This window comes from Pseudomonas orientalis (assembly GCF_001439815.1).
GTDB classification, from domain to species: domain Bacteria; phylum Pseudomonadota; class Gammaproteobacteria; order Pseudomonadales; family Pseudomonadaceae; genus Aquipseudomonas; species Aquipseudomonas orientalis.
Genome location: NZ_JYLM01000002.1, coordinates 440,135 through 460,107 on the forward strand (window position 1 = coordinate 440,135; position 19,973 = coordinate 460,107).

At 61.2% G+C, this 19,973-nt stretch carries 19 protein-coding genes; 4 read left to right on the plus strand and 15 right to left on the minus strand.

Annotated features, from left to right (window positions below):
• Window positions 1-101 precede the first annotated feature (101 nt).
• Window positions 102-1,316 carry an aldose 1-epimerase family protein gene (locus TU82_RS06270; RefSeq protein WP_057722261.1) on the plus strand — a complete coding sequence of 405 codons (1,215 nt, stop codon included), beginning with the start codon at window positions 102-104 and terminating at the stop codon, window positions 1,314-1,316.
• A gap of 55 nt (window positions 1,317-1,371) precedes the next feature.
• On the opposite strand, the gene TU82_RS06275 is transcribed toward TU82_RS06270, so the two are convergent.
• Window positions 1,372-1,992, minus strand: a complete 621-nt coding sequence (locus tag TU82_RS06275; RefSeq protein ID WP_057722262.1) for a LysE family translocator — start codon at window positions 1,990-1,992, stop codon at window positions 1,372-1,374.
• A gap of 185 nt (window positions 1,993-2,177) precedes the next feature.
• On the opposite strand from TU82_RS06275, the gene TU82_RS06280 reads away from it, so the two are divergent.
• Both TU82_RS06280 and TU82_RS06285 read left to right on the plus strand, forming a co-directional pair.
• Window positions 2,178-2,708, plus strand: a complete 531-nt coding sequence (locus TU82_RS06280; RefSeq protein WP_057722263.1) for a GNAT family N-acetyltransferase — start codon at window positions 2,178-2,180, stop codon at window positions 2,706-2,708.
• A gap of 95 nt (window positions 2,709-2,803) precedes the next feature.
• A complete protein-coding gene (locus TU82_RS06285) occupies window positions 2,804-3,577 on the plus strand; it encodes a pyrroline-5-carboxylate reductase family protein (RefSeq protein WP_057722264.1) in 774 nt (257 codons plus the stop codon).
• A 24-nt stretch (window positions 3,578-3,601) separates the two neighbouring features.
• Here the strand turns inward: TU82_RS06285 and TU82_RS06290 are convergent, their stop codons facing one another.
• From TU82_RS06290 to TU82_RS06310, 5 genes are all read right to left on the minus strand, one after another.
• Entirely contained in the window at window positions 3,602-4,222 is a 621-nt protein-coding gene (locus TU82_RS06290) for a hypothetical protein (protein ID WP_057722265.1), read from the minus strand.
• Window positions 4,223-4,292: 70 nt separating this feature from the next.
• Window positions 4,293-5,240 (minus strand): hypothetical protein, encoded by a 948-nt coding sequence (locus TU82_RS06295; protein WP_057722266.1) that lies wholly within the window; start codon window positions 5,238-5,240, stop codon window positions 4,293-4,295.
• Window positions 5,241-5,379: 139 nt separating this feature from the next.
• Window positions 5,380-6,525 carry a sensor histidine kinase gene (locus TU82_RS06300; RefSeq protein ID WP_057722267.1) on the minus strand — a complete coding sequence of 382 codons (1,146 nt, stop codon included), beginning with the start codon at window positions 6,523-6,525 and terminating at the stop codon, window positions 5,380-5,382.
• Window positions 6,526-6,648: 123 nt separating this feature from the next.
• Window positions 6,649-6,888, minus strand: coding sequence for a hypothetical protein (locus TU82_RS06305; protein ID WP_057722268.1), 240 nt, complete (start codon window positions 6,886-6,888; stop codon window positions 6,649-6,651).
• Between the two features lie 747 nt (window positions 6,889-7,635).
• Entirely contained in the window at window positions 7,636-8,511 is an 876-nt protein-coding gene (locus TU82_RS06310) for a LysR family transcriptional regulator (RefSeq protein ID WP_057722269.1), read from the minus strand.
• A 115-nt stretch (window positions 8,512-8,626) separates the two neighbouring features.
• On the opposite strand from TU82_RS06310, the gene TU82_RS06315 reads away from it, so the two are divergent.
• Complete coding sequence (locus tag TU82_RS06315; protein ID WP_057722270.1) at window positions 8,627-9,502, plus strand: NmrA family NAD(P)-binding protein; 876 nt, start codon at window positions 8,627-8,629, stop codon at window positions 9,500-9,502.
• Window positions 9,503-9,522: 20 nt separating this feature from the next.
• Here the strand turns inward: TU82_RS06315 and TU82_RS06320 are convergent, their stop codons facing one another.
• The 9 genes from TU82_RS06320 to TU82_RS06360 form a co-directional block, all read right to left on the minus strand.
• Window positions 9,523-11,016: a methyl-accepting chemotaxis protein gene (locus TU82_RS06320; protein ID WP_057722271.1), complete on the minus strand. Its 1,494-nt coding sequence runs from the start codon at window positions 11,014-11,016 to the stop codon at window positions 9,523-9,525.
• A gap of 171 nt (window positions 11,017-11,187) precedes the next feature.
• Window positions 11,188-13,338, minus strand: a complete 2,151-nt coding sequence (locus tag TU82_RS06325; RefSeq protein ID WP_057722272.1) for a TonB-dependent siderophore receptor — start codon at window positions 13,336-13,338, stop codon at window positions 11,188-11,190.
• A 152-nt stretch (window positions 13,339-13,490) separates the two neighbouring features.
• Entirely contained in the window at window positions 13,491-14,258 is a 768-nt protein-coding gene (locus tag TU82_RS06330; protein WP_057722273.1) for a PIG-L deacetylase family protein, read from the minus strand.
• A 140-nt stretch (window positions 14,259-14,398) separates the two neighbouring features.
• Window positions 14,399-15,058: a glycosyltransferase family 2 protein gene (locus TU82_RS06335; protein WP_057722274.1), complete on the minus strand. Its 660-nt coding sequence runs from the start codon at window positions 15,056-15,058 to the stop codon at window positions 14,399-14,401.
• Window positions 15,055-15,654, minus strand: a complete 600-nt coding sequence (locus TU82_RS06340; protein ID WP_057722275.1) for an SAM-dependent methyltransferase — start codon at window positions 15,652-15,654, stop codon at window positions 15,055-15,057. Before TU82_RS06340 ends, TU82_RS06335 begins: the two co-directional genes overlap by 4 nt.
• Window positions 15,651-16,409: a PIG-L deacetylase family protein gene (locus TU82_RS06345; RefSeq protein ID WP_057722276.1), complete on the minus strand. Its 759-nt coding sequence runs from the start codon at window positions 16,407-16,409 to the stop codon at window positions 15,651-15,653. The genes TU82_RS06340 and TU82_RS06345 overlap by 4 nt, the downstream gene beginning before the upstream one ends.
• Window positions 16,406-17,404: an acyl-CoA dehydrogenase family protein gene (locus TU82_RS06350; RefSeq protein ID WP_057722277.1), complete on the minus strand. Its 999-nt coding sequence runs from the start codon at window positions 17,402-17,404 to the stop codon at window positions 16,406-16,408. The genes TU82_RS06345 and TU82_RS06350 overlap by 4 nt, the downstream gene beginning before the upstream one ends.
• 1 nt (window position 17,405) lies before the next feature.
• The gene (glgX, locus tag TU82_RS06355; RefSeq protein ID WP_057722278.1) at window positions 17,406-19,565 is read right to left on the minus strand and encodes a glycogen debranching protein GlgX; all 2,160 of its coding nucleotides are present in this window, start codon (window positions 19,563-19,565) and stop codon (window positions 17,406-17,408) included.
• A 129-nt stretch (window positions 19,566-19,694) separates the two neighbouring features.
• A complete protein-coding gene (locus TU82_RS06360; protein ID WP_057722279.1) occupies window positions 19,695-19,955 on the minus strand; it encodes a DUF2934 domain-containing protein in 261 nt (86 codons plus the stop codon).
• Window positions 19,956-19,973: the final 18 nt, after the last annotated feature.

Sequence of the window (19,973 nt, forward strand, 5' to 3'; positions counted from 1 at the left end):
CCCCTTTAGGGCAATTGCCCACGTAATACCGCCTTTTAAGCTTGCTGAAACGTTTCATCGCGTTTATAAAACGTCTACAACTCCAAAAAAAGGCTACCCCCATGACCCCCCTCAAACTCGTTGTTGCCCTTACCGCACTCTCCGCCGCCTCCCACGCCATGGCCTGGGATTACGTCCTCCTCGACACCGACAAAGCCGCCCAGAACTGGCAGGTCACCAGCCAGCAACTGGGCGTGCAAACCGACAAACCCTTCAGCGTTACCTTGCGCACCTTGCACGGCGGTCGGCAGGAGGGCGTGAGCATTGTCGATATCGATAACGGCACGATGAAGCTCTCGGTGGTGCCGACTCGCGGTATGAACGTGTTGCAGGCTTCGGTCGGCGATGTGCGCATGGGGTGGGATTCGCCGGTCAAGGAGGTGGTCAATCCTTCCTTTATCGAGCTCAATGGTCGCGGTGGGCTGGGCTGGTTGGAAGGGTTCAACGAGCTGGTCACCCGTTGCGGCTACGAATGGGTCGGCCACCCTGGCATGGACAACGGTGAACTGCTGACACTGCATGGTCGGGCCGCGAATATTCCTGCGAACAAAGTCACCCTGCATATCGATGAAAAACCGCCGTACGCCATCATCCTGCGCGGTGAACTGAAAGAGCAGGCGTTCAAGAAGGTCGATTTTTCCGTGGCGACCGAACTGGTCACCGAGCCCGGTAGCGTCGTGTTCGCCCTCAACGACACCCTGACCAACAACGGCGACTATCCGAAGGAATACCAGGCGCTGTATCACAGCAACTTCAGCACCCCGTTCTTGGAGCAGGGCTCGCGGTTCGTCGCACCGGTGAAGCAGGTGTCGCCGTTCAACGACAAGGCCAAGGGCGAATTGGCCGACTGGCAGACCTACCGCGCACCCACCAAGGACTACGACGAAACCGTGTACAACGTGGTGCCCTATGCCGATGCCAAGGGCGATACCTTGACTGTGCTGCATAACAAGGCCGGCAGCCTGGGCGTGTCGGTCGGTTTCAATACGCAGACACTGCCGGTGTTTTCCCTGTGGAAAAACACCGATACCCAAGGGCAGGGCTATGTCACTGGGTTGGAGCCGGGGACAAGTTTTTCCTACAACCGCCGTTATCAGCGGCCACTGAATCTGGTACCCACCATCGGGGCCAAGGAACACAAGCAGTTCCGCATCAGCTACAGCTTGCTGGCGGATAAGGCGGCTGTGGACGGGGCCCTGAAGCAGGTCAGCGAAATTCAGGCCGGGCGCGAGACCGAGGTGCGGCAGACGCCGTTGGTTGATTTGACCAAGGAGTAAGGCCAGCCGACGCGCTGTCGCGCGCCTGCACTGCTTCCACAGGTAGGCGCGGGGTTCATGCCCGGCGCGCCGTCAATAAAACCGTCGCCGCCGCCGACAACAGCCCCGCGCAGCAACGATTGAAGATGCGCTTGCCCCTCGGCTCGGCAAACCAGCGGCGCATATGCAGGCCCATATAGGCGTAGGCGCTGATGGCGATCCATTCAAGGGCCAGGAACATCGCGCCCAACAGTGCAAATTGCGCGGTGATGGGTTGGCCGGGCACCACGAACTGCGGCAGGAAGGCGGTGAAGATCAGGATGGCTTTGGGGTTGCCCGCCGCCACCAGAAACTCCTGCCGCGCCAATGCCCATAAGCCCACCTTGCTGGCGGCAATTTCCGCTTCTGCCTGCGGGTCTGCACGCCACAGCTGATAGGCCAGGTAAAACAGATAGGCCGCGCCGAGCAGCTTGATCCCGTAGAACAACAATTCCGACGTTTGCAGCACCACCGCCAACCCGGCGGAGGCGAGGGCGATCATGCCGGCGAAGGCCAGCAAGCGGCCGAGACCGGCGAGGCAGGAGATGCGGTAGCCATAGCGGGTGGCGTTGCTCACCGACAACAGGTTGTTGGGGCCGGGTGCCATGTTGAGGGCGAAGCAGGCGGGCAGGAAGAGGGCGAGGGTGGCGAGGTCCATGGCGGCTCCGGGTTGGGTCGGGCGGGAGTGTCGAGAATAAGGGCTATTGGGGCGGTGGGGCAATTCGAGCTTCGAAAGTGGACGCCCTCCTGCGGCCGGATTACCTAGGATGAAACTTAATTTCGTCATAGGCCCGCGTGCATAGTCAAGCGACAGCATTCAGTGTTCGAAGATGGAGCAAACCCATGATCCGCAGAGCGTTACCCACCCACGCCAAGGCTGTCGCCCAGGTGCATGTCAGCAGTTGGCAAGAAGCCTATCGCGATCTGATGCCTGCCCGTTACTTGAATGCGCTCAATGCAACACTGACTCAACGAGAAGCGCATTGGAGCCGCCTGATTGCATCGGGCGAGTCGAACGTCTGGGTCGCGGAGCTGGACCAGCAGATTGTCGGTTGGATAGCGGTCGGCGCCAGCCGTGATGACGATGTCACTGGGGCAGATGCGGGTGAGGTCATGGCGCTCTATGTTTTAGCCCGTCATTGGCAAACGGGCGTTGGGCTGGCCTTGTGGCGCGCGGGCGTGCAGGATTTGATGGAGCAAGGATTCAAGCGTTTAACGCTGTGGGTACTGACCGGTAATGAAAGGGCTATCCGATTTTATCGCAAGGCAGGATGTGTTGAGGAAACCGGAACGGAGCGCACGCTTGAGAGGGGTGGTGTCACACTGATGGAGGTGAGGTATGGGGTGCCGATAACCGGATTGACTAAAGCATGACGGATGCGTGCATGTGGCTTGCTGCCTATGAGTTCATTTGAAAATAAAGTGATAGCCATTGATTTGAACCACTGGCTTCGAACGGAGGAAACACTTTGCTGAGCATTGGGGTCTTGGGCGTTGGCGAACTGACTGAAAAAGTGGTGATCGGTCTGCGGCGTGGCGGTTTTACCGGGCGGGTGCTGTTGTCGCCCCGCAATCAGGCGCGCGCCGAGGAGTTGGGCAAGGTTTGGGCGTGCGAGGTCATGGCCGACAACCAGGGAGTTGTCGATGGGGCCGAGCTGCTGTTTCTCGGTGTACGTCCCGATGTGGTCGAAGGACTTTCCAGGGATGTACGGCTAAATCCCGGGCAACCCCTGGTTTCCCTGGTTGCCGGCTTGCCACTCAATGATCTGGCACGCTGCTTCCCACAGGCTCGGCCGGTCCGGGCGATGCTGTCCTATGCCGCCCAGATCAACCGCTCCACCGTGGTGGTCACGCCGGCGGGAGCGGTCCACGAGACGTTGTTGGGCACCCTTGGTTCACTGATCGTGCTGGAACAGGAACAAGCCTTCGAGTTGGCAACCGTAGCGGCATGCATGAATGGCTGGTTCTATTTCTTTCTCAACGATCTTCAGCAGTGGTTTACCGACAAAGGTCTGACCGCAGAGCAAGCTCGCCAATTGGTAATGGGCAACATGCAGGACTGTCTTTCCAGCGCCGGACATCAGCCCCTGGTCAGTATGGCGACCCTGGGCAATGCCATCGCTACGCCGGGCACCTTTACGGCCGCCGGGCTTGAGGTGTTGCGAGATAAGGGTGCGACACAGGCATGGGCAGCGGCGTGCGATGACGTGCTTGAACGGTTGCAGACCGACGGCGTTTTATAGGCGCGGGTAATCCAAGGGATTTGTCTAGCTTGTGACTTCGTCCGGTTCAGTCGGCTTGATCTTCTCGAGGTTCGACAGCGCGACCTTTTTGAATCGTGATGAAAGGCGGCGTAATCGCTTATGCATAATGATCGAATACACGCAGGCAATGGAGCAGACGACCGTTATGAGCGTTTGGTACTCGGGGGGCGCATAAAAAAATGCGGTGAGGGCTCCTGCAAAAGCATTGAGGGCGGCTCCTCGAGCGATTCTATCCCTGCTGACATAGGCCTCCATTGTCCTGACGGCATCCGGAACCGAACGCGCTAGAATTGCAGCGCTTCGTTCATAGGAGTCTTTCTTCGGCGTTCCGGCAATAGCAAAATATATTGATGCGAGCTTATTTCGAACGCTTTCGGCGATATTCAGCTTTTCACCCAGTAGGCTGAATATTTCTCCGCTTCTTCTTATGAGATAGGAGGACGTGGTGTCGATATAAATGCCCAAAATGTAAGTGATGGGCAGGTAGATGACGATAAAAACCTCTTTGTAATTATTTATCTTGTCGAATGACAGCGGATAGTAATGATGGAGTATTGCGGTCAGCCAGGCTGATGCGACCACGCCAGATATAAGATATTCGATCAGTGCTACGGCAAATTGCATTTATTTCTCCGGTAGAGGGTATTCAAGCGCCAATGTGGTCAGGTGTTGGGACGGCGTGAGCGCCGAGGACTCAGATATATCCCTGTTGCGGTAGTAACTTGAATGGGGTGGTGTTGATGTCCTCGTAATCTTCTCGCTGGATGAGGGATTCGGTTTTTTTTCTGATCTGCTGGATTTTTTTCATTACCTTTTGGTGCGCTGACAAAAATATCGACTCGTTACCAAAGTAGGGCACGCAGTGAAGTTGTCTTTTCTTCCTGGCAATGGGCAAAAGCATCTGCTCGTAGCATGGGCGGTAATGTTCATCGCAGCGAGCAAGCCAGCCGGCGTGCAGGCGCGCCGCGGGAAATTTGTCCTCGGTCATTGCGAGATTCGTGACAGAGTCAATTGTCCCCCATGTGGCGTCCTGTTGGTTACACTGTACTTTTACAGAGTCATAAGCGATTCCGTGATGCGCTTTATAGTTGCAATAATCGTTGTAGACCCGCCTGATGACCTCATAAAATCTTTCGTCTTGAGTCGCAAATAAAGAACTTAGCACTTGTGAAAATCTGGAACCGTCGTTGGCTGCATACGTGAAGTGTGTGTCTTTGTTGAGCGTGAAATAACTGAATAGAAAATAGTCGCCAGGCTTGATGCCACATTCTTTTAATGCAACAAACGGATGGTCGGCCAAATAAAGCTTGCGTTCGCCCTCGGCGTTGAAACGGCCTGCACGGACGTGTCCAGCGTTGGAGGTTGGGGGGAAGAAGTCATCGACCTTCAGAGGGGTCGATAATAGCTGGTCAAGCTTTTTATCGCTTAGTCTTCGAACTCTTGAAAAGATCGAGCCTTTGCAGTAAGTGCGCGATACGATTTCAAACCCCGCAAAGCTGAAGCTGTTGGGTGTTGAGTCAGGCATGAGAAATTTTCGGATCGCTGCGCAATACCCTTCAATCCCACGGCAGGGATCAAATTTTTCGAAATTGGGTATTGGAGACGCATAGAAGCGACGCGGGAAGGGCGGCTCTATTTTCATACTTAAATCCTTTTAAGATATTGAGCCCTGCTGCCCTTGAGTACAGTCACCACGCCTCGTTGCAGTCAGGCGGGCGCATTATGACTTAATGCTCCTGCTCGCCGCAAAATGTCTCTGCCAGGGTCAGGGATAGCCGACTTCAGGCAACCCCAGGCGCTTGCCTATCAAGCGGCACTCGCACCTGAAACACCGTGCCCCGTTCCGTGTCGGAGCTGACCTCAATCGACCCACCATGGGAGGCGACGATTTCCGAGGCGATGAACAGGCCCAGGCCCAGGCCCTCGGTGGGGCCGTGATTGATCGCGGTACGCTGGGAGAAACGGCCCATGGGGTTGAATATGAACGGGAGCACGTCCTCGGGTATCGCTTCGCCGTTGTTGTGCACGGTGAATACCGCGAAGTCTTCCTGTGTGCCCAGCTCGACCTGGATAGGCCGTGTGGTGTCGCCATGCTGCACCGCGTTGCTGATGATGTTCGAAAACACCTGCTCCATTCGCCCGCCGTCAAACTTGCCTGACACGCTTGTGTTCGCGTCGAACATCACGATGGCCTCGGGATGAAACGCGCGGATTTCTTCCACCACACGCTGGCACAGCGGTGAAAGGTTGATATCGGCTGTCTTGACCGGAATGCCCGGCCCCATCTGGCAGCGGGTAAGGTCAAGCAGGTCGCCGACGATCTGGCTCGCGCGGCGCACGCTGGTGTAGACCTGATTGGCGATCTTGGTCGCCCGGGCGCCTGCGTCCTGGGAGCGGCGCAGCACATCGGCACCCAGCAGGATTGCGCCGAGTGGGGTGCGCAAGTCGTGGCCGAGGATGCCCAGAAACATGTTGCGCGAGGCCTCGACCGCCCGTGAATAGCTGGCGATGGACTCGGCCAGGGCCTGGTCAATGGCTTCGTGGAAGCGGGTCATGTCGTCGACGTTGATCGGTGTGCCGTCCTTGACCTGGCGCATCCACTGGCTGACCACACTGGTGCGCAGCGCGCGGTATTCCGAGACCATCTGATCGATGGTGAACCCGGCCATCAGCCGCGTCATTGCATGGGTTTCCGCCGCGGTTTCCTGTTCATCCGCCGGGGCCTGGCCCTGGGCCTTGGCGATTTGCTCGCGCCGGGTCTGCTTGGTGCGCAGGTCACTGACGATGGCCAGCAACATCTGCTCGGCATGGTCGCGCAGCGCGACGCTGTCGAGTTCCTCGCCCGGCGTGTCGATGGTTCTGGCGAAATCTTCCCAGGCCTGCAGAATCGGCTCGAGGTTTTCCAGAATGAAGTCGGGCAGGCGCATGTCTGTAATCCTGAAGGGAGGCGGGCAGAAAAGCGAAGCTGCGCAGGTGTAGGAAATTTCCGGCAGTGTAGGAGGTTGTTCGTCGCTTTTAAAGCCCGGCCTGCAACAGGGAGACATTGGACATTACAGCCCCAATGTCAGCGACCGCAGCCGTTGTTCCACCACGCTGTCAAAATGACTGGCCAGCGTCTCACAGCGCTCCGGCGTGAGCCCTTCGCAGCAGGTGATGCCCAGCACAAACCCCTGGGCTTTGGCACCGCCTTTGACGGCAAGGATCATCGAACCCGCCAGTTCGATCTCGCGCAGAATTCTGTCAGCCTGTCGTTTTATAGGGCCGGGCAAATCGTTAATGGCTTCTTTCATGGCCGTCTCCGCAGGCATTCACTCATACACACAAGGCAATAGAGGCACTGCCGGCCTCTTGAAAGCATCGACCGGAGGATGGTTCAAGAGTTTCGTCGTGCGCGGGTGGAAGGCGATGATGTGCAGGGCCGTCGTTGCCCTGTGGCCGCTTGGCAGCCGACGGATATCCAGTTGATACACCTCGGTCCAAATGTGGGAGGGGGGCTTGCCCCCGATGGCGGCTTCAGGATCGGTCAGAATATTGGATCAGACGAGTACATATCCGTTTCTGCGGTAACGGCTTCTGGCGGTTCCGCTCTTACAGCGGGTCACTTTTGGAGGGACCCAAAAGTAACCAAAAGGTCCTCGCCCCACCACTCGGCACCTCGCCCAGGCTCGGTGTGCCCTCTCTCCGGCTTGAATCCGTGGGCCGCCGCAATGGGCCATCCCTGGCCCAGTGCGGCTAACCCGGCGTCCTGCCGGGTTACCCACGAATTCAAGCCTGCGTTCGGCCAGCGTGGTTTAACGGGGCGCCTAAGATCAAGATCAAAAGCCAGATCAAGAGCGACTCGCTTCGCATCGTGGTTACCGGGTACAGCGGTGTGTGGCCTATGCTCCGATGCGTAGAGTCAGTAAATGCATCAGCGACTGACACATCGCCATCGGGAGCAAGCTCCCTCCCACATTTGGACCCAGGTGTATCAGACGGATCACCGCGCGCCGTCTGGCGTGTAGCGCAACGAATGAATGTGCCAGGCACCGGCATGTTCAGCCGCGCAGCACCAGCGCCATATCCGGGTATTGCGCGCACAGGAAGTCGACGAAGGCGCGCACTTTGGGCGCGGCCAGGCGCCTTGAGGTGTGCAACACCCAGAGCTGCGGCTCGACTCCGGCCACCGTGCCCCATTGCACCAGTTCGCCCCGGGCCAACGGGGCGCCGGCGATGGACAGAGGTATCAGGGCCACGCCGCCGCCGGCGATGGCCGCATCGCGCACCATCAGTAACGAAGAGAACTGCAGCCTGGGGATCGGTTCCAGAGTCAATTGCCCGCCGTCCAGGTGCCAATGGGTCGGTGTGAATCCCGGCGTGACGATGCCGGCCACGGGCCTGATCGCGCCGGGCTGCGGCTTGGGTATTTCGGGTGCGGCCACCACCACCAGGCGGTCTGTGGCGAAGCATCTGCCGACCAGGTCGCTGTCCGGGCTCGGGTTGATGCGAATGGCGACGTCGAATTGTTCTTCAACCAGGTCCACCTTGCGGTCCTCCGCCACCACCTCAATAACGACGTCCGGATAGGCCGCACAGAATCGGGCGCCAATCGCGCCCATTGCCAACTGAGAGAACAGGATCGGCGCCGCCACGCGCAAGCGGCCGCGTGGCGTCGAAACGCCCTCACGTGCGGCGGTCATGGCTTCAGTCACTTCCCCCAGCGGACCTTGGGTTCGCGACATCAGCAGCTCGCCGGCTTCGGTCAGTTTCAGCCCGCGCGCGCTGCGCTCAATCAGCCGCACACCCAGTTGCTCTTCCAGATCGGCGATTCGGCGCGACAGGGTGGCCTTGGACACACCGCTCGCGCGGCTGGCCTTGCCCAGGCCTTCATGGGTGGCGACCTGAATGAAGTCGATCAGCGCGTTGAGGTTCATGGTGTTCCGTTTTTGAGACGAGGTGTCTGGATTTTGTGGTCTTCGTTTTCGTTATGCAACGGTTTACTTTGCACTCGACCCCAAACCCACTGATTCACCAGCAGGAGTTTCAACCATGAGCATTCTCGTCATCGGCGCCACCGGCACCCTCGGTTCACTCGTTACCCAGGGCCTTGCCGCACAAGGCGCGCAAGTCAACGCGCTGGTGCGCCAGACAGGTAAGCGGCAATTCCCGGCCGGCGTCACCCAAGTGGTCGGCGACCTCACTGATGTGGCGTCCATGCGCGCCGCACTGGCCTCGGTGCGTACCCTGTTTCTGCTCAATGCCGTGACGCCCGACGAGGTGACGCAAGCGCTGATCGCGTTGAACCTCGCTCGGGAGGCCGGCATCGAGCGGATCGTTTACCTGTCCGTGATCCATGCCGACACTTTCACCCAGGTGCCGCATTTCACCGGCAAGCACACCGTTGAGCGCATGATCGACAGCCTCGACATTCCGGCGACTGTATTGCGCCCGGCGTACTTCATGCAAAACGACCGTAGGGTCCAGCAGACGATCCAGGACTACTCGGTATACCCGATGCCCATCGGCTCGGCCGGCGTGGCCATGATTGATACGCGGGACATCGCCGATATTGCCGTTGCAGAGTTGCTGCGCCGCGATCGGGCAGCCACTGCGCTGGAGCGCGTGACGCTGGAGCTGGTTGGGCCGCAGGCGCTGACGGGAGCCGATGTGGCCAAACTCTGGAGTTCGGCCCTGGGACGCGAAATCGCCTACGGCGGCGATGACGTAGCCGCGTTCGAAGCACAGTTGGCCGCCTACGGTCCGGCCTGGCTGGCGTATGACATGCGCCTGATGATGGAAGGTATCCAGGCGTTCGGCATGCAGGCAGCGCAGGGCGCCGTGACGCGGCTTGAAGCGATCATCGGGCGCCCGCTGCGCACGTATCAGGATTTCGTGAGCGAGTCGGTGACGAATACTGCCGCTTAAGCCGCTGCCGGGAGCTTGAATCAGGGATGAAACCTGCGTCCCAGCGCATCCAGGCGGATGGCGATCGGTGGCAGGCGTTCGCTGCTGCGGGCCAGGGTTTCCACGTCGTCGGCGGTGTTTTGCGCGATGTGCTGCACCGATTGCAGGCGTTCGACAATTTCCAGGTTCGCCGAGCTCTGCTCGCGGGTGGTGGTGACGATGCGGCCATTGAGTTGGTCGATATGCGCGATGTCTTCACCCACTGCGCGCAGCATGTCGACGGCCACCTGGCTGTCTTCCACGCAACGCTCCACACCCTGGCGGCTGTCGTGCATGGCTTCGACGGCCTGGCGGCTGCCTTGCTGCAAGCCCTCGATGATGGTCCTGATTTCCTGGGTGGAGAGGGCGGTGCGCTGGGCCAGGCTGCGCACCTCGTCGGCGACCACCGCAAAGCCACGGCCTTGCTCGCCGGCGCGGGCGGCTTCGATGGCGGCGTTGAGGGCGAGCAGGTTGGTCTGGTTGGCGATGCTGCTGATCACCTCCAGCACCGAACCGATTTGCTCCGCCTGCACGGCCAGCGATTGCACGGTCGCTTCGGTGCCATTGATGCGCGAGGCCAGTTGCGTGATTTCATGCTGGGCGCGCCCCACGCTTTGCTGACCGCGCTCGATCTGCTGGCTGGCCTGGCCGGCGTGCTCCACGGCCTGTTCGACGTGCACGGTGATGTGGCCCGTGGCGTCTTCCATGCGTTGCATCGAGCCGGTCATTTCATTGATTTGCGCCAGTTGATGCCGCGCGCCTTTTTCCAGGGTGCCGCTGGCCGTGGCCAGTTCCTGGCCGAGTTGGCCCAGGCCATGGGAGTCGCGTGCGACGCCGTCGATCAGGTGGGTGAGCTGCTGCAGGAAATGGTCGAAGCGCTTGGCGAGGGACACGTGCTCCTTGTCTTCTCCCTTCGCCGTTTCTTCGGTGAACTGCGAGGTGACGGCGAGCATTTTTTCCAGCATTTCCTGGCTTTCGACCGCTTCGGCGTGGCTGTGCACGGCGAGGTAGAGCAGGGCGACGCTTTCCATCACCACATAGAAGGCGTGGACGAAGATCATGGTCCAGCCGCCGTGGTGCTCCATCACAAACACCGGCCAGCCTTGATGCTGCAGGGCGTGGAACCCCAGGTGATGCACGGCGATGGTCAGCGCCGCCACCAGGATCGGCAGCCAGTCACGGTAGAACGTCAGCACGGCCAGCAGCGCAAAGATACCGAAGTGCGCTTCGATCACCCCCTGCGCCTGGTTGATGTGCAAGGCCGCCATCACCATCAGGCCGGCACCGAGTGCGCAGCGCATCACACGGGTGCCGCCGATGGCGCGATACAGCGCGGTCAGCACCACGCCGGTGCCGCCACCGACAATCACCGCCTGGGTGAAGGTGTCATGCCAGAACCCCAGCCCGAGGGAGAACAGGAACATCAGCCAGATCAGCGCCAGCATGATGCGGTCGGCCTTGCGGTAGTGCTCCAGAAAGCGTGTGCGGAGGGGCATTCACGTTACTCCATGTGGTTTGGCCAGGAATCAAGCACGCGGCGTGCCACGCGCGCGGCGGGTCAAGAGCCAGGCGGGCGCGGCGACGAGATCCGGCAATCGGTTATCGGCACGTTGCAGGGAGACTTTAAGAACGGCTGCCCGAGCAGGCAGCCGTGGTCGCAATCACGATCAGAAGCTGTACTTGGCCGTGAGCATCATATTGCGCGGGCTGCCGTAGGAGTCGCCGCCATAGCTGACGGACTCGGCGATGGACTGGTAGTAGTGCCGGTCAAAGATATTGTTGACGTTAAGCTGCAGATCCAGGTGCTGGTTGACCCGATACCCGGCCATCAGGTCGGTGACGGCATAGCCGCCTTGCTTGAGCCGATAGGTGCTGCCGTCCGCCAGCTGGATGTCGTTGTACATACGGCTCTGCCAGGACACATTGCCGCCCACGCGAAGTTTTTCCAGCGGGCCCTGGAAGTTGTAGCGGGTGGTGACCTTGAACAGGTGCTCCGGTGTGTCGGTGTCGAACTGCTTGTTGACCTTCTGCGGGTTGGCGTCGTCCTTGATCGTGTGAGTGCGCGCGTAGGTGTAGCCACCGCCGACCTGCCAGTTCTCGGTCAGGGCGCCCTGCAGTTCAAAGTCGATACCCTGGCTGCGGATCTCGCCCGAGGCTTGATAACAGGAGGCCTGCGGGCAGTCCGGCACGACGATCTGCACCGCGCGGTTTTCCTGGTCGACACGGAACAGCGCCACGCTGGCATTCAGCGCGCCGCCCAGGTATTCACCCTTGATGCCCACCTCGTAGTTCTTGCCGACAATGGGCTTGAGCGGAGTGGCAGAGGTGCTTTTTTCACTTTGCGGCGTGAAGATGTCGCTGTAGCTGGCATACACCGAGTGCTGGTCGTTCAGCTCGTAGATCAGGCCTGCGTAGCGGGTAAGGTTGCGGGTGACCTTATAGTCGCCGTCGCCATCGCGGTTGTCGTAGTCGTACCAGTCCAGGCGTCCGCCGAGGATCAGTTTGAGCGGGTCGGCCAGGCTCAGGCGGGTGGTCACGTAGACACCGTCCTGGGTGGTGACGTCGCGTTGGTTGCTGGTGCGGGTAAAGTTCGGCTTGCCGGCATTGATCGGCCAATTCAGGTCGTACGGGCTGTAGTTGTGCGTGGTCATGTCGTAGATGCGCTTGCTGGCGCCCACCACCAGCTCATGGGTGCGCCCGAACGCCTGGAACGGTCCGCTGGCAAAGGCATCGAGCCCGGCCTGGTTTTCATCGAAGGCGGCCTGGTACACGGTGCGGGCCAAGGTGTTGTCGACCCAGCGCGACTGGTAGGAACCGGAGAACAGCGCGTTCTGTTCGGCGTAATTGGCGTTGACCTGCAATTTCCAGTCGTTGGCCAGTTGCTGGCGCAACTCGACGAATACGGTGTTGATCTCCTGGTCCTTGTTCTCCCAGTCGGTACCGGGATTGTAGGAACGCGACAGGTCCAGGTGATGGCCATCCAGGCCGATCATCGACGAGCCCCAGAAGTAGTTGGTCTTGTCTTTCTGATTGGAGTAGCCGAGGGTCAGGCGCGTGTCCTCGCTCAGGTCGGCTTCGGTCACGGCATAGAACAGGCCATGATCCTGCTCGGCCTTGTCGATGAAACTGTTGGCGTCGCGGTAAGAGGTGACCACCCGGCCACGCCAGGTGCCGCTGTCATTGAGGGGGCTGGAGGCGTCGAGCTCGCCACGGTAGTCATCCCAGCTGCCGGCGGCGCCGGTCAAGGTGACTTTCTGCTCGTCCAGGGGCCGCTTGCGAATCAGGTTGATGGCCGCCGATGGGTTGCCGGCGCCGGTCACCAGGCCGGTAGCGCCGCGTACCACCTCGACGCGATCGAACATCGCCAGGTTCGGTTGAGCCCCCACATTGACGCCGTTATAGCCACTGGGGATGCCGTCATACATGAGGTTGTCGACGTTGAAACCGCGCGCAGTGTAGGCCTGCCGGCCGGGGCCGTTGGAGTAGTTGAGGAACAATCCCGGCGTGGCATTGACCACATCGTTGATGCTGGTCATCGCCTGGTCATCCATGCGCTGACGCGTAATCACAGTGACGGCCTGTGGGGTTTCGCGCAGGGTCAGCGGCAGCTTGGTGGCGGTGCTCATGGAACCTGTGGTGTACGACTCGGACCCTTCGGTGGTTTCGCCAAGCTGTTGGCCGGAAACCTGCGTAGCGCCGAGCTCAATCGGGGCGGCCAGCGCATCGGCGGCAAAGGCCGCGTGGGAAGTCGTCAAACAGATAGCCATGGCTATCAAGTTCGGTGAAAAACCTTTGCCGGCATGGTGTTGCACAGACATGAATGTAACTCTCCCGGAACGCCGTCCGTGGCGAATAATAAATCTGTTGATAATTATTCGCATCAGTGTGGCAGATCTGGCCTGTGGGAAAAAGCCTGCGGGATGAATCAGTTAACGAATTTTTCACACGGAGAGGGGTGGCATTTTGCCGCCTACGGCTGGATGAACAAGACTTCGTAAGGCTCACGCATGCGCTCCAGCAACACCCGGGCGAGTATCGGCGCCAGGCCGATCGCGGGGTCGCCCGTGAGCTGGCTGGCATAGGCATGCACCGCGTGGAGTTTGTGCGCCACGCTCCAGGTGTCCAGGCACAACTTGCGCGCCCGCTGCCACGGCATCAGCGAGCCCTCGCGCATGGGCCAGTGCCAGGCCCACATCGGCAGCTCATACAATTGCGCGCCCACCTGATTGCAGGCGTTGGCGCTGGCACGGCCGACGGCTTCGTGATCATCGTCGCCATCATGGCGCCAAGTGGTAAAGACCACGTCGCCTGGCATCAGGTAACGGGCGATGAACTGGCTCATCGGTTGCTCCTGGTTGGCCAGGGCATTGTCGCAAAACCCGCCACGAAGCCATTTCAGGCTGTGCAGCGGCACACCCAGGCGGCGCAGAGCCTCGGCGCTTTCCTGGGGACGGATCACACTCAGGCGCCCGGCCGACCACACCCGCGAGCCGGGGTGGCTGGCGCTGCCATCGGTGATGGAAATCAGTTTCAAGGGGTGTTGGCGGGTGCTGAGCATTTGCAGCAAGCCCCCGCAGATGAGCACTTCATCACCCGGGTGGGGCGCGATCACCACCACACGGGCACTCGGCGGTACGAGGCTGGCCAAGGTGATAACGGGCATCTGCGCCAGCTGTGGCGCGCTGTTCCAGATTTGCGCGGGACCGCGACGGCCCTCGCTTAGCGAGGCAGTTTTCATGGGGTGTCACATCCTTGTCGGTTGACGCTCTGGTGCTCACCTCAGGCTCCGCTGCGGTGAGTGCGCGGCGCTCCGTTCCTGGAGCGCTGTGCGAGACGTTCTAAGCATAGACAAGGAAAAATAAAGGCAACGTCGTATTTTTACGAAACGTGCAGCAGGCCCTTCAAGTAGTCACCGAAACCACCCTGGGCGCGGCAATCCAGGCGCGCGCTGGTGATCACTTGCGGGGAATGGCTCCAGGCGATGGAAGCGCCGCAGCGCTCCAGATTGCGCACCAGTTGCACATCCTCATGACAGGCCAGGGGTTCAAAGCCACCGGCCTGTAAATAGGCGCTGGCGCTGACGCCCAGGTTGGCGCCGTGGATATGCCGATGCCCGTCACGCGCTTCGTAGGCCTGGTGATAGCGAATCTGCGCCGCCGCGTCGAAGCCTTCGCTCCAGGCGTCCACGGTCACGGTGCCGCAGACGGCGTCGCAGCCCAGCGCCAGTTGCGCCACCAGCCAATCCGGGGCGACGCGGCTGTCGGCGTCGGTACAGGCAATCCAGCGCGCGCCCAGGTCCAGCAGGTGCCGTGCGCCGACACCGCGGGCATGCCCTACATTGCGTGCCTGCACGGGCAGGCTGTGCACACCGTGGGCGCGGGCAATCGCCGCACTGCCATCGCTGCAACTGTCGAGCACCACCAGGATCTGCACCGCTTCACCCTGTAGTTGCGGATGGTTGGCGGCGATGGCCGCAGCGTCCAGACATTCGCCCAACAGCGCTTCTTCGTTATGCACCGGAATCAGGATGCCGATCATCGCAGGCCCTCAAGGCTTGCTACCGAGACGCCGTCACGGCCCCACAGGTCGAGCAGGAAATCGTCTTCGTGGTGGCGTACCACCGCGTGCAAACCCAGTCGTCGCTCGAGCAGCGCGTGCACCTGTTCGGCGGTTTGCGGGCAGCCGTCGATGCGCGGTCGCCAATGGCAGGCCAGCAGCTGGCCATCCTCCGTCAAGGCCGCGAGGCAGCGGTCAGCCAGGCGCTCAAGATCAGCGGCGTCAAGGTAGTAACAGAACTCACTCAACACGATCAGCTCGAATTGCCCCGCCGGCCACTGTTCGGGCAGCCAGCGTTGCTCTATCTGCACGTTGGAAAACCCTGCCAGCCGCTTTTTCGCCAGCTCCACCGCAGCGCTTGCCGTATCGCAGCACAGCAAGCGATCACAACGCGCCGCCAGTTCGGCGCTCAGCTCGCCATTGGCGCAGCCGGGTTCGAAAGCCGATGCGTAGCGCGCCCGGGTCAGGACGGCCAGGGTCAGTGCGCGCTTGCGTCGTTCGTACCAGCGTTGACGAAACGCCCAGGGGTCGTCGCTGCCGGCGAACATCTGGTCGAAATAGGGGGTTGTCACACTCAAACGAACACCACTTCAAAAGGTTGCAGCAAACGCTCCACCACATAGGGCGCGAGCACGGGCGGCAGGCCGACCTGCGGGTCGCCCTCCAGCTGGCTGGCAAAGGCATGGATGGCATGGCGTTTGCGCGCCACGCGTTCGGGCGTCAGCGGGATCTTGCGTGCCCGGTGCCAAGGCACCATGCCGTCTTCGGCGGTCGCCCAGTGCCAGGTCCACACCGGCAGCTCGTACAAGGTCGCGCCCACCGCCTGGGCGGCTTGCGCGCTGGCGCGGCCAACCGCCTCATGGTCGCAATGCCCGTCTTCACGCCAAGTGGCAAACACCACATCGTCGGGCTTGAGGTAGCGCTGGATGAATACAGCCAGTTCTTGCTCGCGCTCGGCGACCTTGCTGTCGGTAAACCCGGCGCGCAGCCACTTCAGACTGTGCAGCGGCAAGCCCAGGCGGTGCAGGGCCTGGGCCGATTCCTGGGGGCGCACCACGCTCAGGCGCTGCACCGGCCAGCGTGTGGAGCCCGGATGGCTGGCGCTGCCGTCGGTGACCGAGATCAGCTGAATGGGCCGGCCCAGCTCGGCCAGGCCTTGCAGCAGGCCGCCGCAGCCGAGCACTTCATCGTCCGGATGCGGCGCAATGATGACCGCGCGGCTTCCCTCGGGCACCAGTTGTTCAACGCTGACATGCGGCAAGTCCGCCAGGCGCGCCGACGTCTGCCAGTAATGCAGTGACGTGCCCTGGCCGACAATCGGGTTGGGTTTCATAACTGCCACCTCCCTGACGGTTCGCCGGCGACCTGTTCGCCCAGGGCGGCCAGGTCGCGTTCGGCATGACTTTGACGCACATACACCGGCAAGTCCGCCATCAATTGGGCAAAGTGCGGGTCCTTGCAATAAGGCCCCGCACCTACGGCACGCCCGACATGACGAATGACCTGCTCGACAGTTTCCTCCACACACGCGCGCACCTGCTGGGCGAGGAGCCGGGCATCGGCGGTCGGCGCCCGATCGACCTGCTCGGCACTGGCGCGCAGCACGCAGGCGGCACTGTTGAGTGCGCTGTCCACCGCGCCGAGGTGAGCCATGGCATGGGGCTCGGGATGCTTGCCGCACTGCTCGCGCAGCACTTCGGCCAGGCGCTGCGCCGCGCCATACCAGCACGCCGCAATACCGATGCCGCCGTGCCAGAAGCCCGGGCGGGCCAGGTAGTCGCCTGGTCCGCCCACCGCAAGCCCCCGCGCCTCGCTGAAGACGATCTCGACACTGCCGGTGGCTGCCATGCCCACCGCATCCCAGCCGTCGTCCGTCACCCTGACGCCGGGCTGGTCCATCAGCACGGCCACCAGTTGCTGGCGATCATCTTCATCCCACGCGGTCAACAACCCATGTGAGACCACGGATGCCCCTGAGCACCAGGCTTTACGCCCGTCGACGATCAGCCGCTGGCCGTCGCGCCGCACGCGCACCTGGGCGCTCGGCGGCTCGGCGGCCCACATCCCCCAGGTGCTGCCCAACGGCGGCAGCGGGCTGTCGAGTTCGGCAATGATCGCCAGTGCATCGGTGTGGCCTTCAAACAGCTTGCACAAACGCAGGTCGTGACCGGCGACTTGCGCCAGCCCGCTGTAACGCTCCAGCGTCTGGCCGCTGCCGGGCAACGGCAGCTGGTCCAGGCCTTCCTCCTGAAGGTCCTTTAAGGCATTACCCAGGGCTTGCGTATTCGCATAGCCCCGGTAGCCGGAAAGGAATCCGTGCAACGCCATTTCACACCTCGTCGTCGTGATGCAGCTCAAACAACAGCAGCGAACGGCCGGTGGCGGCGTATTCGTGCTCAAAGTCAAAGCGCTCCTGGCCACGGACTGCCGGGTCGTTGGTATCGAGCAGGCAATTCCAGTACTCGCCCTGAGGCACCGGTGGCAGGCGGAAATTGACCATGTCGTGATGGGCGTTGACCACCAGCAACAAGGTTGCATCGGCGCCTGCACGGCGAATCCCGGTTTCCTGGGCGCGGCCATCCATCAGCATGCCCAGGCAACGGCCATGGCTGTCTTCCCACTGCTCGGTGGTCATTTCATTGCCATCCGGGGCCAGCCAGGTGACGTCCTTGACACCGATATCTTCATTGTAGTCACCGACCAGGAAGCGCCCACGGCGCAGGATCGGGTACGCCAGGCGCAGCTTGATCAGGCGCTTGACGAACTTGAGCAGTGCCTTGCCGTCGTCGTCCAGGTCCCAGTTGACCCAGCCGATTTCGCTGTCCTGGCAGTAGGCATTGTTGTTGCCGTGCTGGGTGCGGGCGAACTCGTCACCGGCCACGATCATCGGCGTGCCTTGGGCCAGCAGCAGGGTGGCGAAGAAGTTGCGCATCTGGCGCAGGCGCAGCGCGTTGATTTCCGGATCGTCGGTAGGGCCTTCGACGCCATGGTTCCAAGACAGGTTGTTATTGCTGCCGTCCTGGTTGTTCTCGTCGTTGGCTTCGTTGTGCTTGTCGTTGTACGACACCAGGTCGTGCAGGGTGAAACCGTCATGGGCGGTGATGAAATTCACCGAGCTGTAAGGCCGGCGCCCACGGTGGTTGAACATCTCGCCCGAGGCGGTCATGCGTCCGGCGAAGTCTGCCAACTGGCCATCGTCGCCTTTCCAGAAGGCGCGCACGGTGTCGCGGAAACGGTCGTTCCATTCCGCCCAGCCCGGCGGGAAGTTGCCCACCTGATAGCCGCCCGGCCCGCAGTCCCAGGGTTCGGCGATCAGTTTGAGCTGGCGCAGGATAGGGTCCTGACGGCACGCCACGAGGAAACTATGACGCTCGTCAAAGCCGTCGCGATAGCGCCCGAGAATAGTCGCCAGGTCGAAGCGGAAGCCGTCGACGTGCATCTCGGTGGCCCAGTAACGCAGGGAGTCGGTGACCATCTGCAGCACGCACGGGTGACTCAGGTCCAGGGTGTTGCCGGTGCCGGAATCATTGATGTAGAAGCGCTTTTCGTCGGGCATCAGCCGGTAGTACGAGGCGTTGTCGATACCGCGCATGGACAGGGTAGGGCCGCGCTCGTTGCCTTCGGCGGTGTGGTTGTAGACCACGTCGAGGATCACTTCGAGCTTCTGCTCATGCAGGTGCGCGACCATCTCCTTGAACTCGGCGATCTTGCCGCTGGCCAGGTAGCGCGGGTCGGGGGCGAAAAACGCAATGCTGTTGTAGCCCCAGTAGTTGGTCATGCCTTTTTCCAGCAAATGCTGGTCGTTGACGAAGGCATGCACCGGCAACAGCTCGACCGAAGAAACCCCCAACTGGCGAATGTGCTTGAGCACGTCATCTTCCATCAGCCCGGCGCAGGTACCGCGCACGGATTCACCGACCGAAGGGTGGCGCATGCTGATGCCGCGCAGGTGGGTTTCATAGATGATGGTGCGGTCCCATGGCACGCGTACCGGCTGGTCATTGCCCCAGGTGTGCGCCGGGTCGATGACCTTGCACTTGGGCACGAACGGCGCGCTGTCGCGCTCGTCGAAGCTGAGGTCGTCGTCAGGATGGCCGATGGTATAGCCAAACAGTGCTTCGGACCATTTGAGTTCGCCCACCAACTGCTTGGCATAGGGGTCGATCAGCAATTTGTTGTGGTTGAAGCGGTGACCGTTTTCCGGGTCGTAAGGGCCATACACACGGTAGCCGTAGATCAGCCCGGGATGGGCGTCGGGCAAGTAGCCGTGGAAGATTTCATCGGTGTATTCGGGCAGTTCGATGCGCTCCAGTTCCACTTCACCGGCGTCATCGAACAGGCACAGCTCGACCTTGGTGGCGTTGGCGGAAAACAGCGCAAAGTTGACGCCCAGGCCGTCCCAGGTCGCGCCAAGCGGGAAGGGCAGGCCTTCACGAATCCGCGACGGCTCATGGTCCGGCGTGGTTGAGGCTTTATCGGGTTGGCTCATGGTGTTGCTCCTGCAAGGGTTCTTTTTTCGGGCCGAACGCGGCCGTACTGACAGTTATTCAGCGTATGACATAGAAAGATGAAGGCCCCCTGACGGCTATGCAGTCAGGGGGCGCGGCGATCGAAAAGCTTAAGGCTTGGGCTTCTTCGGTGCGGCGGGCTTCTTTGGCGCAGGTTTGGCGGCGGCAGGCGCAGCCGGCTTGGCTTTGGCCGCAGCCTTGGGCGCGGTCTTGGGTTTGGCGGCCGGCTTGGGCTTGCTTGGCGTCAGCGCCTCGGCTTCGGCGAGCTTGCGCGCCATTTCCCAGTGCCGTGCATCTTCACCGTGGGGCTTGCCCTCGGACTCCCAGATCTGATGCGCCAGTTCGCGGATGCGTTTGTCTTCATTACTCATCACACACTCCTCAGAAAA